Source organism: Neptuniibacter sp. QD37_11 (genome assembly GCF_047778105.1).
GTDB lineage: Bacteria > Pseudomonadota > Gammaproteobacteria > Pseudomonadales > Balneatricaceae > Neptuniibacter.
Genome location: NZ_CP180554.1, coordinates 69,829 through 85,968 on the forward strand (window position 1 = coordinate 69,829; position 16,140 = coordinate 85,968).

Consider the following 16,140-nt stretch of genomic DNA (forward strand, 5'->3'; position numbering starts at 1 on the left):
TATATTATAACAAAAAAACAACTAGGTTTATGTCATGCTTGTACCACACTTAACACCCGGTGAGAGTGGAATTATTCTATTTGCCGATATATTTGAGCTGCAGCAGTATCGAATGTTCTTGCAAGACGTTATACAGGCTAACATGGAAGAGGTCTTTATACCCCTTTCAGCCATGATACTTGGCCGGATTGAGGAGGCAATGTCCGAATCGCCCGCATACTCTGAAGATTTAGTTATTGCTGATCAGGTATATAAGCTAAAGGGTTTTTATCTCTCTCATATTGAGTGGTTGATTGCCTTGCGTAATTTAAGGCAAATTACAGAGCCGGAATCAGCAGATCCGTTCTACTTATCCCTTTTGTTGCGTATTGAAAGTGTGTTTAATGGGGCGTGGATAGATATGTATGGTGCAAATGTAAAAGCCATACAAGATGCTATGACATTCATTGAGGCAGCACAGGATAAGCATCTTAGTAGCGTCATTGATACACGTATCGCTTATTTATTAATGCTCCCAGCGAATAAGCGTAAAAATAATTTAAAAGCGCTATTGCTGTCACTGCATCAAGACTACAATGACTTTTATGCGCAACTTTCTTCTAAAGGCAAGGGGCAGAACCTGATTAACCCAGAGGCCTTCACTAGCATCAGTCTTTCTGAGATCCCTGCAGATATTTCGCTGTAATTCGAAAAACACGGATGCCTTCATTGGCTCAAATAAAAAGCATGGTTCTACCATGCTTTTTAGTGCTAAATTAGCAGCGAGTCTCATTTGAGCTTACTCAATATAACCGGCGTCACTAATAATGTCATAACGGACGCGATCAACATGCCCGCACCAATCGCATAGGAAAGATCAATCCACCATAGTGAATCGGGTGACCCGAGTGATACTGTCTTGTTGATTAGATCAATGCCTAGGCCAAGCATCATTGGCAAAAGACCCATGACTGTGGTTAATGCAGTAAGCATAACAGGTCGAACACGACTGGCTGCCGCTTCCAGAGCCGCTTCCTCTGATGTAAGTCCCTGCCCCTTCAGAGAATTAAAAGCATCAACCAAGATGATGTTGTTATTGATAATAATACCTGCCAGTGCGATCACGCCCATCCCATTCATAACAATAACAAAGGGGGTTTGCTTAATCGTGATAGCTACAAGTATTGCAACCAATCCGAAGATGATACCCGACATCACAATAAGGCTTTGCTTAATACTATTGAACTGAATGGTCATAATTACCACCATGCAGAACAGCGCTGCCAAAAACGCAACCATGAGAAATTGTGATGTTTCCGCTTGAGATTCCGCATCACCTGCAGCAATAAACGTTAAGCCCGGAACCTGATCCACCTGACCAGAAATTTCACCCATAATTACAGAAGCCTTGGATTTAAATTCCGGCTTAAGCGAAGCGGAAATCTTGACACTCAAATCTCCATTATGGCGGTGAAATATACCTTTGGCAGGTTCAAAGCTAGAATCGACAACTTCACTGAGAGGCACCGCCCCATTCGCCTGCGGTATCCAAATGGCTTTGTAATCGCCGACATTACTGTTTTTGGTTTGGTAGTAACCACGAATCTCAATTTCGTCTTTAATCATTGAGACTCGTGTTTCGCCCAGTTTAATGCCTTCTGAAAATGCCTGCAGACTCTGGTTGATATCCATCTGAGATACGCCTGACATTCGCATGTGTTCTGAACGTGGTTTGAACGTGAGGGTCTGCTTGCCAGAGCGACCAGTGTCATCAACTACCTGACTTACCCATTCACTTTGTTCCAACGCTTCCTTTACCTTATCAGCATGTATGAGTAGTGCTTCACGGTTGGCTCCAGTCAGATAAAATTCAACTTCATGCGCACTACTTGGACCTGCTGCCGGTTTATCCACTTTAACTTCGATCTCTTCAGACCCTATTACGCCCAGTCGGTGAGTTAGAGTCGATTTAATATCACTGCCTTTAGGTCGATTGTACCAATCCTCTAACTCGAGCAATGCAGTTGCAATTTGCGCATCATCACGGCGATAAAAAACAGTTGTTGTACTGTGCTTAATGCCACCAATGGATTCCAATTCTGCATCAATCCATTGGGAAACCGAGCGCTTTTCGCTGTCACTCAGATTGCCTTTTGCCTCAACCGTAACAAGCAGTTGTTCAGCATCGATAGAAGGAAAGAATACAACACCCTGATTAAAGGCTGCAAAAGCCCCTACACCCAGCACCAGCGAGAAGACTGCAAAGGAAAGCGACTTTAATGGATGTTGGATAAGTTTACTTAAAGTGGAACGATAGGCGCCTATTATCTTGCCTGAATCCTCATGCTCCTCAGTCACCCAACCACGACGACTTAAATGCGCCATAGAAGGCAGAACAATTAAGGATGCGATCAGCGCACTGCTCAGGGTGCAAATAAGAGCCATCGGAATGAAAAACATAAAGCTACCGATGAGATTAGGCCACGCCAACAGAGGAATGAAGGCACAGAGGGTCGTGACGGTTGAGGTCACTATTGGCCAAAACATATGTTTGGCTGAGGTGATAAATGCGTCCGTTAGGTTGGCGCCTTTACGCATTTGCTTTTCTGCATATTCCACTACGACGATCGCACAGTCCACTAATAGACCGATGGACAAAATGAGGCCGAAAAAGGTTACTATATTGAGGGTGTAGCCCAGTTGATTGATCGCAAAGATGCTTAGCAGGAACGATAATGGCACCGTAAAGGCTACCATAAGGCCCGGAATTAGCCCCATAAATAGAATAATAATAAAACCAACGATTAACGTGGATATGAGTACGTTGTTAATCAGGTTATTTAGGGAGCGCTCAACCTTTTCAGAAGAATCTTGTAGGACGGAAATAGAGGCATCAGGGTAGCTTTTAGAAACCTCTTCAACCACTAATTTGGTATTATCAATTGCGTTTAAAAGGTTCTTTCCGGTCCGCTTAACTACCGAGATAACTGTCGCTGGCTTGCCGTCTACCCACGCTTCTTGAGTAGGGTCTTTGAACTTCAATTCAATATCTGCAATATCGCGCAATTTCAGGTCATCTTCACCATTATGAATAAGTACGATCTCTTCCAAAGCTGAAGGAGATACGCTGCCATTTTCAAGCTGAACACTCCATCGACCGGTTTCGCCACCCAGCGATCCAAGAGGCGCTAGACGTACATAGTCATCAACTACGCTACCTACATGTGCAAAGGTAATATTGTGATCAGATAGGGCTTGTGGGTCCATGGAGATACTGAGGTGCATTTCAGAGCCACCTGCTTCTCTGACTTCTAGCACCTCTCTTATAGCCTCTAAGCGCTCGGTGAGGATTTCAGTTATCTCTTGCCGCTTAATAGGATCATCATGACGAACAGCCACTTGAACGATAGGGAAAAGTGACACGTTCACTTCATTGGCCACGGGTTCGTTTGCATCAGAAGGGAGGTCATTTTTAACCTGAGAGAGCTTTTCACGGACGTTAATGAGTGTGGTATCAATATCAACGCCGGACTCCATAGTAAGGGTGATGGCTGTGCTACCCTGCTGGCTCGTACTGTCTATGTGTTTTAGGCCTTCCAGTGTCTTTAGGGAGCTGATTAAGGGTCGCGCTAGGTCACGGTCGGCTTCTTGAGGCGAGATACCGCTAAGGCCGGTAGAGACCTGAATGATCGGCAAGGAAATATCTGGCCTATCCTCTTTGGGGATGTCTGACAGTGCTGAGAGGCCTGCTAGGAACAGGGAAGCCGTCAGCAGCAACACAACGCGGAAGCGCGAGAAAATGGTGGCAAACATCAGTTGCCTCCTTCTGCAGAAGGTATGACTTGCACTTCAACAGACTTGGGAATGCCTACGGCTTCGTTCCACTTAATTAACCACCCATCCTTTGTTTTGATATAGGGAAAAACGCCTTGTTTATCCGGCAGATCAGGGAAGCGTAGGTTGGCCACTTTACCCGGTAGCACACTATTCGAGGACACTCCAAGGTGAAGGTATTTGCTTTTATTCTGATTAGTGATCTGGACTTTGACAGGCATGCCCAGCCAGAACGGATCGAATTCTTCGGTGAATTTTAGCACCGCAATTTTGGAAAACTTCTGTGAACTAACAGGCTTCCAGTGAGAAAAGCGGGCCCCTACCGTTTGGCTGTCGACCTCTACCTGAATCGCATCTTGTAAGTTAATTGTATTGATCATGCTATTAGCGATAGGGAGCTCTATCGAGACTTCTTCAAGGCTATGGACTTCGGCAAGTCGTTCTTGTTTAGCTATATAATCACCTTCAGAAGCATAGGTTGTTTGAATAATCCCTTTATAGGGCGCAACTAACTGCCGTTCTGTGAGCTGGCGTTTAGCTAGCGTAAGATTGGATTCTGCTAGTTTAAGGTCTCTATGCGCTTGCAACACTTGAAGCTCAGAGGAAACGCGCTTTTTCTTTAAAGTCTGTTTGGCCTTATAGTCAGCCTGCTTTAACGTTAATTCCGCCTGCGCTTTATCTACTTGTGCCTGCTCTAGGCTACTCTCAAGTTTAGCAATAATACTCCCTGCCTCTACCACTTGCCCTGATTTCATGTTGGCTAGTGTGAGTATGCCATCGGCAGGCAAACTCAGGACTCTCACATGCTGACTAAGAATACGGCCTGTGAATTTAGAATGAGAGGTTTGACTTACGAGTTCGGGGGCGAGTGAGATCCACTGATAATTGACATTCTCCTGTACAGCTGGCTCCGCATAGGAATTGTGATCAGCCGTAAAGAAAAATCCTGCAGAAGCTGCAATCGCAATGCTTAAAGGTATTACTTTCGTAAGTGAGTTGCGCATAGTGTTTATTATTCTTAGGGTTGTATTTAACCAGTTTTACAATTTTCACAAAACCTGTCAATAATATAACGCAAATAAATAAGAATAGCATTACTTGATTGCTTGCTGTCTGCTCATTATTATGGATATAATTCAAAGCATGGATGTAATCAGAATTATTCCCCTCTCCTTATTTATTTTGTGCACTGTAGCAAATGCTAATGCAGAGCAACATTGCATTAATGATGCATGTTTGGTGTCGCATAAGGCTGTATTTGCATGCAATGAGGCGGAGTGCACCGTTGATGTGAATTTTACACTTAAGCCGGACAGTAAGGCGGTGTATATGTTCGCTGAGGTTATTTGTGCTGCAGATATTGAGGGGATCAGCCCTGATGGGCGTGAGATCCGGCGTTATTATGGAGTATCTAATACAATACTTCGTCCTCAGACTGAGCAATATGGTGATCTAGAGGTGAGGGTTAAGGTAGTAAATCCAGACCAAGAGTTGTCTTTATTTCAACATCAGTGTCGTTTAAAAGATGCTTACCCGCTACTAAATTACATGTAGGTGGGCACTAAAGCACCTGTCTATTTTATATGCAGTTGTTGCACTGCACAAAATGGTTTGATAAAATATCCTTATAAGAAATTAAGGATAAGATCATGAATCGCGTCAATAGTGTTTTCAATTTCATTAATCGTAATCTACTGGGAAAATCCGCCGCGACTTGCAGTAGCATGCTGAATAAGAGTCGACTGGAAGAGCTCGGTCGCATTAAGACCTTTTGGCACACAGCGTGTGATGAGAAGCTGACCAAAATTGCTGATATGAAGAATTACCTGTCGGCCAATGCTGTACTGGCTAAAGCTGGGTGGCGCACAGTTGATGGACATGACTCTCAAGTGCACCTTATTCACACAAACCCAGTTGACGGCACTGTCATTACAGCAGAGGTTACCTTGGTGGGTGATGCATTTATTGTTTCGGCACATGGGCATAAGGGTGCAGATCAAGAGCACGTACTCTTGCAACAACACTTGATTGTTGCCGTAATTTCGTTGGCAGGCCACGATGTAGATGAGAGTCGCGCCGCCTAAAACTTGACTTTTTAATATATTATTATTATAGTTTTATAAATTTTGCCAATTCGGGAAAAGATATGGAACGAGTTATAATTGAGTATTCTCCTTTGTCAGGCCCTACGAATGTACCATGTGGTTACGATGGGCAATCCCTGATTCTGTATTCTGAAGATAATGAACCCCGTCTGGGCTATCTGGATACGGAGACCAGTGAATTTAAGTTGCTTGCTGGTGGAGCGGTACCCTTTAGGCCTGAATCCTTTATTGTAACGCCGGGAATTGAAGCGGCTGCACCTTTGGAGTACGGTGAAGATAACGAGCCCGTCAACTTGCCCGATGGTCCGCTACCGTTCTTGCTGTACAGCAATGACCCGTTCGAGGGTTGTGGTGATCCCACCTTGGGTTACTGGAAGCAGGGTGAGTGGATACTAATAGATGCGCCGAAAGACTGGCATACCACGCATTACAAGGTAATCGCACTCCCCCACTAATGCCTTAATGAAAGAAAACAAGGTCGCCATGATGCGGCCTTTTTGTCGTCTCAACTTGCACCTTAATATTATTACTGTTTTAATATAGTACTAAGGTGAATTAATGAAAACGAATAAGAATAAGAAAAATGATGCGAAAAATATCGCACTCTACATTGACGCAGAGAATGTCCATCACGGTAATTTAGAAGATGTGATGGCGTCATTACGTGAGCTTGGCACTATTAAAGTGAGCCGAGCTTTCGCTGATTGGAATCATCCTCGCATGAGGAAATCCTTTGGTGCAATGTCCGAATTTGGTATTCGGCCTGTGCATCAACCTAACTATCGCCACGCAAAAAATACGGCCGACATAGCAATCATTATTGACGCGATGCGTACCACTTATGAGGCGGATATTGATGCGCTTGCGATTGTCAGTTCTGATAGTGATTTTATTCCACTGCTAGAGGATTGTAGTAGGCGTGGATTTCACACGCTTCTTTTTTGTGAGGAGCATGCGATTCATGCATTGCAAACCACGCCGGACACGTTGCATATCCTCACAAAATCATCAAATAACACGAATGGTAGCGCTGATAAAAATCGTGCCCTATACTCGCTCATATTGAACGTTGTTAGTAAGTTACAGCAAAAGCAGCGTGAAGATTGGATACCAGCGCACATGGTTGGTGAAAAGCTGCGCGAAGAGCATAATATTTGCTACGAGTCCTACGGTGTGAGAAATGTTATAGAATTGCTTAAGCGCACAAAGGGACTTGATTGCAGGAGAGGTAGCAATAACCATATGCTTGTATCATTGAGCACTGACTGCATTGTTCCATCATGGCCAAATGAAGATCAATTAAGAACTAAAAGTAATAGTAATTCTATTGTAAGCATTTCTTAAAGAATGATTCATGCCTGACCGTCAAATTTTAATATGTAGCTATGATGTATTATAATATTTAGTGAAAGCGAACTACGTCGCGCGTAACAAGCGAGGAGTGAAGGTGTGAATGTATTGGAATACCGCAAAAAAAAGGTAAGCCAGAAAGTTAAAACTTTTTTCAAAGATAACTTAGAGGTGTTTGATTTATTACCTGAAGGAGCGGACGGATTCACGTTTGGCGGGTGCCGTTTGGCCGCTGAATCGCTGAATGAGGTGCTTCAGGGAGCTGGCATAAAAGCGAGTCTGTGCGGTGTGGTTCGGAGCGAAAACAGCCAAATTGAACACGTTGCCATTCAGGCGCAGCTGCCGTCAGGCCATAATATTATTATTGATGGAGACGGTGTTCATTCTCGTGATGCGTACCTGCAAAGTTGGTACGATGAATACTGGTCCTCTACACATAAGTCGATAGAAACTATTGATCTACGAAGTGTTTCACAACAAGAAATCGAAGCCACAGAGTTGAGCTTGGAGCCACAAGCTAGCGATAGGCTAAAGGAAATGATTGGATCGGAGATCCTTCCGTCTTTGAAATTACTATTAGCGCCACAAAAAATCCTAGAATGGCCATTACAAGCAGTAAAAACCAGCTACCACATTGGGACATTAGATATTGAAGATCGAAAGGGTTATAGTTTCGAGGGCGATGGCTTGAGCATTTCACCCTGCCCTGAGACATGGCAAAGAATTGCAAAAGGCGCTTTGCATGGAAGCCTTCACAAACTGACACATCAAGACACACCAGCAAAATTTTTGGATTTTTGGGCAGTTGTGAATTCAGATGCACACGTTGATGCAATTGAATGCTGGGCATTGGAATCTGGACTTTTCGAGGTTAAAGAGAAGTACTGCTTCAGCTACTATGATGATGAGATGTTGCAGGATATGAGGTATGTATACGATACCTACGAAGAAGCATTTAAAGAGGCTGATGAGCAGGAAGAGCTTGTTAGTGCAGTGATTGAAATAGAGCCCTCCTCCCAGTTCAAATCTGAATTAGGAAGGGAAGGTGATTTGTGCTCCATCACGCAAGCCGCCTTAACTTATGCTAAGGATAAGTTAGGCTTGGATGGAGTTTGGTGGGATTCAACCTATGATCCGTTACGGTACAGCGCCCCTGCTGGTGTAATTTTTCAAGATAAAATTGAAAATTGGGACAAGCAGAAGTTGCCAAGTGAGTATCTCTCTAAGGTTGAATCCAAATTCCTTGAGAGATTGCAGCAGGAGCACCCAGAGTTGGGGTTTTAACTCTGGGCTTCGCAAATATCTCGAATTACTATTTGATCTATAAATTCTAATTTCGCTTCAAAGCAGCCATCTTCTGAGACAAGGGGGCCATTTCTTAAATCGTGAAATGTTCCATCTTTAAACTGGTCAACATTGTCGCTTACAAAGAAAGCCCCACCACCGAGACTTAAGTAAACTTGCTCGGTTCCTGATAAGTGATCGGGAGTTGAAAATCCTAAAGGACGACTTACAAACATGATGGATTTGTTCCCTAAGAAGGTCATAAAGGGTAAGGTTTCTTGTTCCTTCATAACCAAGAAGGCTGAGGATAGATTGTAATAAACAGGAAGCCTAACCTCTTGCTTTACTTTAAATGCCGTGTCGTAAGTAATACTCGTGCAGCCTGTAGTTAAAAATGCAGTAGCCAGTACAGTTGCAGATATGGCTTTTTTCCAACCGTTCATGCAATAAAACTCCAAAAAATTCAATCTTCGATTGCTATCTTAGGTTAGCATAAACTGCTAGAATATTATAACAATAATTAAAAGAGATTTCCTGTCATGACTTCCTCAATGCATCAGACGCGATTATTTGGCATTCACAATCTAAGTGAAGACGCACTCAAAAACGCAATTGAGATTGGAGGGCTTCCTTGCCCATCAATGGCCTTAGTGCGTTCAGATATTGGGCTTGAGAAATATGGAGAAATCACTTTAATCGCACCGGCACAAATGCTAAATCCGAGAAAGGTTGCTGTCTTTGATGCTGACATATGGTCTAAGCGCCACCCTGAAACAGGCTATAAAATTAATGAGCGTTTGGTGGGGGATGTGTTGGATGAGATGCAGTCAAAATACCCGCAAGACATGAAATTTTCACACGAAACGGTATGTGAGACATTGAGAAGCAATGGTCTAAAATCGCTTAAAGATGCTGCTTCAAATTCCCCATTTCTCCTCTATGCATTCGCAAGGGATATGGGTCGAAACCCACGATTGCCTAAAGTAACAAAGCAGTATGAAACAGGCTTGCTGGGCCATCGCAAGATTGTCAATTGGTTGAAAAAATATCCTGAGCATATGATTAACGCTGATAGCCCTGAGGTGACTGAAGAACTTAGGGCAATCTTAATGGAATCTATTAGCATTGAGGCTGAGAAAATAGCACGTGCTGTAAATAGCGATGTTGAAGAGGAGTTCCGCGAAGAATGCGTTCAGGAAGAAATACCAATTTGGCACCAACGTATCGCCTCTAGAGTAATGGAAGAAACGGATCAGGGCAAAAAGGTTTCAAATCATGGCTTGTATAAACTTTACTGTGATTTAAGAATGCACATGAAATCTGATCCTATAGATAATTATAAGCTTAGGAAATCGTTGTTTCCTTTCGCTGAAAAGCATGGAAGGAAATTTGAAGAATGGCTAGATGCTCACTTTGGTGATTGCGTGGGTGAAATGTTTTTCTATTCTGAAAAGCGGGATAGGAATGGCCAATGTAAGAAAGTGCCTTACAGTTTGGAGTCCGTAGTTAAGGAGATGAGATCTCAGTACCGTAATACTGAGGGTAATATGATTTTCTGCGGTGCGGGTGAGTTACGTGCAGCAATGACCTCTCAGGTGAAAAATGTAGCGCAACTAGAACATTGCATGTCTAATATGGTTTCGGAAGATGCAATGAAAACTATGAAAGCCAATGCAAATGATACATTAGCTGATATGGCGATGGCTCTTCAGCTCTATTACAAATACGATTCTAATAGGTTTGGTTACTTAGAAGAAGCCGCAAAAGGAATTCAGTCATACATAGTCTCTGGATTACGGGGTTTTAATGAGTATTTTGAGGACTATGATGATGAAGTCATTGAGCAGCTAGATCAGTATTTAGCTGAACTGAAGGCATCACCAACAACATACTTAGAAGCCAAATTTAAAAGAGCAGTCGAAATTAATGAATTTGTCGGAGCTGTAGTGCCAAAGAATATTAATAAGGAAGTTCTAAAGGCGTTAAAGGCTCAGGGATTGCAGATCAAAGGGTACGAACCCGACAGCGCGAAAGACCGACTTCGCCAATTAAACACCTTTGAGCAAGAGATGATCTGCAAAGGGCCTTTGGTGGAAGGTATTCCTTGGGCAGAGCCTCGGAAAGAGACTCAGTCCCAAGAGTTAGCCATGTGATGCAATTAAAGTTTTATTGCCATGGCAAAGAGCGCGGCTGCAACCTTTTTTGCAAGCACAGCGAACACGGTTTCGACCTTCATGCTTAGCTTGATATAGGGCGGCATCTGCCGCCTTAATCATAGAGTCTATTGATGAGTGATCTTCATTGAAACTTGAAACACCAAAACTTGCGGATATAGAAAACGTACTACCTTCTTCGTCTCCGGCATCGAAGGTAAGATCTGCAATGCTCTGCCTTAGGCGATTGGTCCATAAGCACGCGCCTTGTATGCCGGTATCTGGTAAAATAATTGCGAACTCTTCTCCCCCATAACGGGCGGCAATATCATCATTTCGCAGAGAGTTGCACAGTAAGATTCCCAATTGCTCTAGAACAGTATCTCCTGCCTGATGCCCCCACTTATCATTGATTTGCTTAAAGAGATCAACGTCCATAATGATAACGCAAAATTTGTTATTTAGGCGTCGTTGGTGACTAAAGAGATCGGCACCTCGTTGAAACAATGCTCTACGGTTTAGTAGGCCTGTGAGAACATCGGTGTTGGCTAGGAACTCTGCGTTTTTCTTAGCCTCTTCTAGTTTTCGGCGCTGGCGGATTTGGTCCGTAAGGTCATGAAAAGTTGATAAAACAGCTTCTTCATTATTATAAAAAACTTTCATAGCATCCAGCGACCAATGAATACCTTGATCGCCATCATCATAATCAAACTCACAGTTCTGAACAGTAGCACCGGCCATAAGCATAGCGCCAATATTGCGTTCAAGTGAGATAAGGTCCAGTGTACTGACTGGAATGCCCGGTGTCCCCAGCTGACTCAGGTTAAAGCGCGACTCAGCCGCTTCATTGAAGAAAAGTGGCTTTCCATCACTAAGTCGGGTCAGCAATATAGGGATAGGTGATGCATTGAAGATATAGCGGAGATTCTCTTCTGAATTACGATAGGCCTCACGCCTCCGCCTGTCTTCAGTGACATCGATACCACTGCAGGACAGACCAACAATCTCACCTTGCTCATTCCGCCGAGGCTGAACGATGAGATCAAAATACTCTGAGTTAGGGTCATTAAGGGTGGTTGGGATTTCAACGCGCTCTCCTACTCCAGTGTCGAGCACTCGTTGTTTAATTTCACCCATACGATCAGCAAGGCACTTATCTAGAATATCCCAATCGGTTTTACCGATCACGTCATCTGGATTAAAGCCCATATGGCCATTGTGCAGCCATGTATAGCGAAGCTTGTGATCATGATGGCAGAGCGCCATCGGGCTAAGGCGAAGTGCGCCCAAAAGATTAGCTTCTGACTCGGATGCCAACTTCAGTTCGGTCTTGAGTGTACTATTTTCAGCCTCAAGTTCATTAATGCGGCGTAGTAAATCGTCGTTACTGCTCATCCATGCCTCCGTACATTAAGTAATCAGCTTAGTCGGTATAACCACAAAAATCAAATTGAAAAGCTTTATAAAATGAAGGGATTTCTTGCAATAATTTATAATAAAAATAAGTAAAGACCGCCATAAGTTATATATAGTACTTATGGTGGTCTTCATCGTGTTAGGCTGCAGCATCAGCCCGATCGCGGATCTCAGTGAATGATTGTGCATTCATCAGTTTGCCATTCTCATACACGGTTTGCATATCAGAGTTAGGGTTGTCACTAAAGATCAACTCAGGGTCAATAGCAACGGTTTGACCGTTAACAAAGTCTTGGACGCCGCGTTTGGAGCGTTTGCCACTGTCGGTAATTGGGTCTTTGTAGACTTCAACCCATTCACCATTAATGCGAACCGCACTGGTTTTCATCGCAAATTTCAGCGTGTCACGGTCCAGCTGTTGTAACAGACCACCGCCCATGCCGAAAGCAATGTTTTCAGCCGACCAGCGGGCAGCTGCCATCACTTCCAGTATTTTCCCGATCGATTCCAGATTGACACCATCGCCCTGAATCAGACGAACCTTACTGTTCAGTACTTTGTAGCCTTTGGCGTTTGTAGAATAACCAAACTTACGGCCCAGACTTTCCAGCAATACAGGGATGACCTCAATTGGATCGCCACTGTCAGGACGGATCACCAGTGTACCGTCACGTTCGGTAACGGCCATGCGCAGTTCGTCACCCCAGATATTTTCAACCGCGTTAAAGATATCGTACGAGTCCGAGACACACGCAACTAGCCCTGTAGGGAACTGCTTCAGGATGTTGCGGTATGCTGCCGCCTCACCTTCCCTGCCCCATGCGGTAATTGTACTGTGCTCAGTCGCTGGAATGGAGTAACCACACACACCAGCATCATAGAACTTGCGTGCTACACGAATTGCAGACAGCGTGTCAGTACCCATGAAATTGACGAGGTGCGCTGCACCACCAATCCCTGCAGACTCTTCACTGCTTACCCCGCGAGCGCCGAAGTCGTGCAGCTTAAATGGCAGGCCTTCCAGATTGTCACAGGTTGCCTCCATAAAGCGCTTAATGATCTTTTTGCACTCAAAGGACAATGTAGCAACTGTAGTTGGGTACCAAACTGCTCGCAGGAAGTAAGGTTCCAGATAGCTAGTCAACCAGTAGAACTCTGGCAGGGTATTAACGATGCCGACCAAGACGTTCTTGGTTGCTGTGACCGAGCCTTCTGGGATGGCACGTACCTTGATTGGGAAGTAACCCAGTTCAATCAGGTCTTTCCAACCCTGTTCATTGAACGGTTCGCCGTGTTGTTCTGCGATGAATTTCGCTTCTTCGAAATCGTCCCAATCTGGGAAGTTTTCATTCAGCTCTATCAGGGCTTTTTGCAGGCCGAAAAACAGGGTGTCGTCAAACGCACCACCGCGTGATTCGATATAGGAGAATACATACTCTGTACCCGGTGGGTACTGCTTGTAGTGAGAAAGTTTATAGCTGTCAGTGTTAAGAATAATATTGGTCTTCATGACGAAAGTCCCCCTTGCGTCGTAATAGTTATGCGCACACCCACGACCACCGTGGTGTTTGCATCTGTTACCCCTCCCGACCCCCGGAAAAGGTATGAGTGACCCTAAGGTCTTGCGCGATTGGTCTTGCGCAATGGCTAATTCAAACTGTTAAACACCCCGTCTAAGCTGTTGAATAAACGCCAATTTAATTTACTTATGCTGCGATATTTAGCTCCTCATTTATCTGGTTTAATAGTTTGTTGATCAAGCCACTGTGATCAGAAAACAGCGCCATCTCTTTGACTTCTTTTATGCTAAACCACTGGGCTGCATCGGCATCATCTGCTGGAATTACCAGTGGTAAATTCCCTTGAGCGTCACGCTGAACTTCAATGCAAGTCACTTGTGTTTTGCGCGGTATGCCTGATGTAGGCTCGCGCTTATCAAACATCTGCTCACCCAGTATTTGGAAAGGAATTTCTTTGTCTAAACTGGCCTCCTCACCCACCTCACGTAGCGCGGCCATGCGGAACGATTCTCCACTATCAACAAAGCCACCGGGCAGTGCCCAACATCCCTTCCCGGGAGCATTCTTGCGCCTTATCAATAGGAGATTATCATCACAAACGGCCATAAGATCTGCGGTATTGAACTGCAGAGTTTCTGGATATGGATAGTTGGCAAATCTCTTGGCTTCATCCTGATAGAACAGGAAGTCGGAGTAAGGCCCTTCCCGTTTAAGGATGGGGTTGTCCACCAAATCCTTACGGACAAAATCCGGTACCATGGAGGCCATGTCACCTAATCCCTGCATGCCATTTTCAAACCATGCATTACGGATATCGGTTGCATTGATATTAATTTCCAATGGCCTTAAATCAAGCTGCCATTGAGGGAAGCGCCGCAGATAAAAGGAACTGGTGTCTTTCTCATAGCCCACAAGCGAAATCTGATCTCTAGTCGACACCACTGACTCAACTAATTTCGCCGTTTCAGATTCCCAGCGGGGGTCATCGTAGACGTAGTCATTGACAGGAATGATGGTTAATTGATCAGAGGACCATGTCACCATTCCTTTCGCCTTAGCCATCGAGCTAAAAGCTTCTTGAATCCAGCGTTCTCGGTCAGTGAAGCGGAACGGATTCTTATCTGACAGGCAGCGATTAACGGAGCCCACCAAAATAATGGCGCGGTCATAATTGTCTTGTATGTATGAGTAAACGGACATGTGTCCTATTTGTATGGGCGAAAAGCGCCCTGCAAAAACTGCGGTCTTCATGACGAGAGTCCCCCTAACGTCGGTTGTAACATAACCACACCGTGTGGCTATGGAACTGTCAGTAAACACCCCGTTTAATGACAGCGAAGGTCTTGCTGGTAGTGCTAGGCGCGCATTACAATGCGCCGGTAAAGTAATCAATAATGCCCAGATGATCTTCAAACATGGACATTTTATTTAGCTTATAAAGTGGTACCCACTCCACCTTTTCTACACGCTCACCGGCAGTGATCTTAGGTAGAGAGCCATCTTTATTTGCATCAATCTCGATATAAAACGCTTCTGTTACGCGAGGAATGCCTTTTGAGCGATTTGGGTCATCAAAACGTTTTTCACCAGTGATGTTTCGTGGATCACTAATAATTTTAAATGGCACTTTAAGGTTCGTCTTGGCAAACAGTGAGCGCATCGCTGCATCGTGACAGGTCTCGCCCTGCTTAACATAGCCACCCGGAAGCGCCCAGCAGCCTTTACCCGGTGCTTCGCCGCGCTGTGTCAGCAGGACATGACTTTTACAAACAATCACTGAGTCGGCACAGTTAAACTTCAGGTAGTCAATATGCGGGAAATCGGCACAGGCCTGCGCTTCTTTCTCGTAGAAAGTAAACTCTTCCAGCGCAGCGCTTGGCTGAAAGGCTGGGTTGCTTGTGATTTGCTCAAAAACGTACTTAGGTACGTCCCCTTCAAACTTCCCTAGAGACTGCATGTCGTTTCGGAACCACTCGTTTAGAACGGTTTCGCTGTCAACATCAACGAAGCGCTCACGAAGGTCCTGTTTCCATTGTGGGAAGCCTCGCAGGTAAAACTGGCTTGCTTCATCTTCCTGTATGCCAATTAGGTCCACCTGTGCGTCTTCGCCGATAACATCGGCAACCGCCGCATAAGCGCGTGATTCCCACTTGGTATTGTTGTAGACAAAGTCATTGATAGGGATGAAGATCAGCTGATCGCCGCTCTGATTCCAATTGGGTTTATTTTTGGCCGCAGCAAGGCGCTCAAATGTGAATTCAATCCATGCTTTCTTCTGTTCATACGTGAATGGATTGGTCATAGACAGGCGTTCATTTGCAGAACCCATCATAATTACGACGCGATCATAAGCATCTAGCATGTATGAAAAAATGGAACAGTGTCCGTTTTGAAGAATTGGGAAAACACCAATAAAAGCTGCGGTCTTCATGTCCATAAACCCCTTATGGATGATTGATATGTTTCAATGTCATGAGCCCCTCATAACATTATGTAACT

General features: G+C 44.5%; 14 protein-coding genes. 7 read left to right on the top strand and 7 right to left on the bottom strand.

All coding sequences use genetic code 11. From position 1 onward, the window contains the following. Positions 1–34: 34 nt before the first annotated feature. Positions 35–685, top strand: a complete 651-nt coding sequence (locus ACMXYT_RS17445; protein WP_415912904.1) for a hypothetical protein — start codon at positions 35–37, stop codon at positions 683–685. Positions 686–768: 83 nt separating this feature from the next. Here the strand turns inward: ACMXYT_RS17445 and ACMXYT_RS17450 are convergent, their stop codons facing one another. Together ACMXYT_RS17450 and ACMXYT_RS17455 are read right to left on the bottom strand one after the other, a co-directional pair. Then, entirely contained in the window at positions 769–3,792 is a 3,024-nt protein-coding gene (locus ACMXYT_RS17450; protein WP_415912905.1) for an efflux RND transporter permease subunit, read from the bottom strand. Beyond that, positions 3,792–4,817: an efflux RND transporter periplasmic adaptor subunit gene (locus ACMXYT_RS17455; protein ID WP_415912906.1), complete on the bottom strand. Its 1,026-nt coding sequence runs from the start codon at positions 4,815–4,817 to the stop codon at positions 3,792–3,794. The genes ACMXYT_RS17450 and ACMXYT_RS17455 overlap by 1 nt, the downstream gene beginning before the upstream one ends. 139 nt (positions 4,818–4,956) lie before the next feature. Here ACMXYT_RS17455 and ACMXYT_RS17460 point away from each other — a divergent pair, with 139 nt between their 5' ends. From ACMXYT_RS17460 to ACMXYT_RS17480, 5 genes are all read left to right on the top strand, one after another. Continuing rightward, the gene (locus tag ACMXYT_RS17460; RefSeq protein WP_415912907.1) at positions 4,957–5,367 is read left to right on the top strand and encodes a hypothetical protein; all 411 of its coding nucleotides are present in this window, start codon (positions 4,957–4,959) and stop codon (positions 5,365–5,367) included. Between the two features lie 95 nt (positions 5,368–5,462). Continuing rightward, positions 5,463–5,897, top strand: a complete 435-nt coding sequence (locus ACMXYT_RS17465) for a hypothetical protein (protein WP_415912908.1) — start codon at positions 5,463–5,465, stop codon at positions 5,895–5,897. A 62-nt stretch (positions 5,898–5,959) separates the two neighbouring features. After that, positions 5,960–6,373: a hypothetical protein gene (locus ACMXYT_RS17470; protein ID WP_415912909.1), complete on the top strand. Its 414-nt coding sequence runs from the start codon at positions 5,960–5,962 to the stop codon at positions 6,371–6,373. A gap of 103 nt (positions 6,374–6,476) precedes the next feature. After that, positions 6,477–7,262 (top strand): NYN domain-containing protein, encoded by a 786-nt coding sequence (locus tag ACMXYT_RS17475; RefSeq protein WP_415912910.1) that lies wholly within the window; start codon positions 6,477–6,479, stop codon positions 7,260–7,262. A 105-nt stretch (positions 7,263–7,367) separates the two neighbouring features. Further along, positions 7,368–8,552 carry a hypothetical protein gene (locus ACMXYT_RS17480; RefSeq protein ID WP_415912911.1) on the top strand — a complete coding sequence of 395 codons (1,185 nt, stop codon included), beginning with the start codon at positions 7,368–7,370 and terminating at the stop codon, positions 8,550–8,552. Here the strand turns inward: ACMXYT_RS17480 and ACMXYT_RS17485 are convergent. Next, the gene (locus tag ACMXYT_RS17485; protein WP_415912912.1) at positions 8,549–8,995 is read right to left on the bottom strand and encodes a hypothetical protein; all 447 of its coding nucleotides are present in this window, start codon (positions 8,993–8,995) and stop codon (positions 8,549–8,551) included. The two genes, ACMXYT_RS17480 and ACMXYT_RS17485, sit on opposite strands and share 4 nt — an antisense overlap. A gap of 96 nt (positions 8,996–9,091) precedes the next feature. On the opposite strand from ACMXYT_RS17485, the gene ACMXYT_RS17490 reads away from it, so the two are divergent. Further along, complete coding sequence (locus ACMXYT_RS17490) at positions 9,092–10,705, top strand: hypothetical protein (RefSeq protein WP_415912913.1); 1,614 nt, start codon at positions 9,092–9,094, stop codon at positions 10,703–10,705. Here the strand turns inward: ACMXYT_RS17490 and ACMXYT_RS17495 are convergent. From ACMXYT_RS17495 to ACMXYT_RS17510, 4 genes are all read right to left on the bottom strand, one after another. Next, positions 10,694–12,100 (bottom strand): diguanylate cyclase, encoded by a 1,407-nt coding sequence (locus ACMXYT_RS17495; protein ID WP_415912914.1) that lies wholly within the window; start codon positions 12,098–12,100, stop codon positions 10,694–10,696. The two genes, ACMXYT_RS17490 and ACMXYT_RS17495, sit on opposite strands and share 12 nt — an antisense overlap. Before the next feature lie 160 nt (positions 12,101–12,260). Further along, complete coding sequence (locus ACMXYT_RS17500; protein WP_415912915.1) at positions 12,261–13,631, bottom strand: nicotinate phosphoribosyltransferase; 1,371 nt, start codon at positions 13,629–13,631, stop codon at positions 12,261–12,263. 196 nt (positions 13,632–13,827) lie between these two features. Beyond that, on the bottom strand, positions 13,828–14,892 hold the full coding sequence (locus ACMXYT_RS17505; RefSeq protein ID WP_415912916.1) for an NUDIX domain-containing protein: 1,065 nt from the start codon (positions 14,890–14,892) through the stop codon (positions 13,828–13,830). Positions 14,893–15,007: 115 nt separating this feature from the next. After that, complete coding sequence (locus ACMXYT_RS17510) at positions 15,008–16,072, bottom strand: NUDIX domain-containing protein (protein WP_415912917.1); 1,065 nt, start codon at positions 16,070–16,072, stop codon at positions 15,008–15,010. Positions 16,073–16,140 lie beyond the last annotated feature (68 nt).

Excerpts from the sequence above, each read along its gene's own strand:
- ACMXYT_RS17490 (WP_415912913.1), top strand. The coding sequence starts at position 9,092 with ATGACTTCCTCAATGCATCAGACGCGATTATTTGGCATTCACAATCTA.
- ACMXYT_RS17505 (WP_415912916.1), bottom strand. The coding sequence starts at position 14,892 with ATGAAGACCGCAGTTTTTGCAGGGCGCTTTTCGCCCATACAAATAGGA.
- ACMXYT_RS17475 (WP_415912910.1), top strand. The coding sequence starts at position 6,477 with ATGAAAACGAATAAGAATAAGAAAAATGATGCGAAAAATATCGCACTC.
- ACMXYT_RS17495 (WP_415912914.1), bottom strand. The coding sequence starts at position 12,100 with ATGAGCAGTAACGACGATTTACTACGCCGCATTAATGAACTTGAGGCT.
- ACMXYT_RS17465 (WP_415912908.1), top strand. The coding sequence starts at position 5,463 with ATGAATCGCGTCAATAGTGTTTTCAATTTCATTAATCGTAATCTACTG.
- ACMXYT_RS17445 (WP_415912904.1), top strand. The coding sequence starts at position 35 with ATGCTTGTACCACACTTAACACCCGGTGAGAGTGGAATTATTCTATTT.
- ACMXYT_RS17470 (WP_415912909.1), top strand. The coding sequence starts at position 5,960 with ATGGAACGAGTTATAATTGAGTATTCTCCTTTGTCAGGCCCTACGAAT.
- ACMXYT_RS17500 (WP_415912915.1), bottom strand. The coding sequence starts at position 13,631 with ATGAAGACCAATATTATTCTTAACACTGACAGCTATAAACTTTCTCAC.
- ACMXYT_RS17485 (WP_415912912.1), bottom strand. The coding sequence starts at position 8,995 with ATGAACGGTTGGAAAAAAGCCATATCTGCAACTGTACTGGCTACTGCA.
- ACMXYT_RS17510 (WP_415912917.1), bottom strand. The coding sequence starts at position 16,072 with ATGAAGACCGCAGCTTTTATTGGTGTTTTCCCAATTCTTCAAAACGGA.
- ACMXYT_RS17460 (WP_415912907.1), top strand. The coding sequence starts at position 4,957 with ATGGATGTAATCAGAATTATTCCCCTCTCCTTATTTATTTTGTGCACT.
- ACMXYT_RS17455 (WP_415912906.1), bottom strand. The coding sequence starts at position 4,817 with ATGCGCAACTCACTTACGAAAGTAATACCTTTAAGCATTGCGATTGCA.
- ACMXYT_RS17450 (WP_415912905.1), bottom strand. The coding sequence starts at position 3,792 with ATGTTTGCCACCATTTTCTCGCGCTTCCGCGTTGTGTTGCTGCTGACG.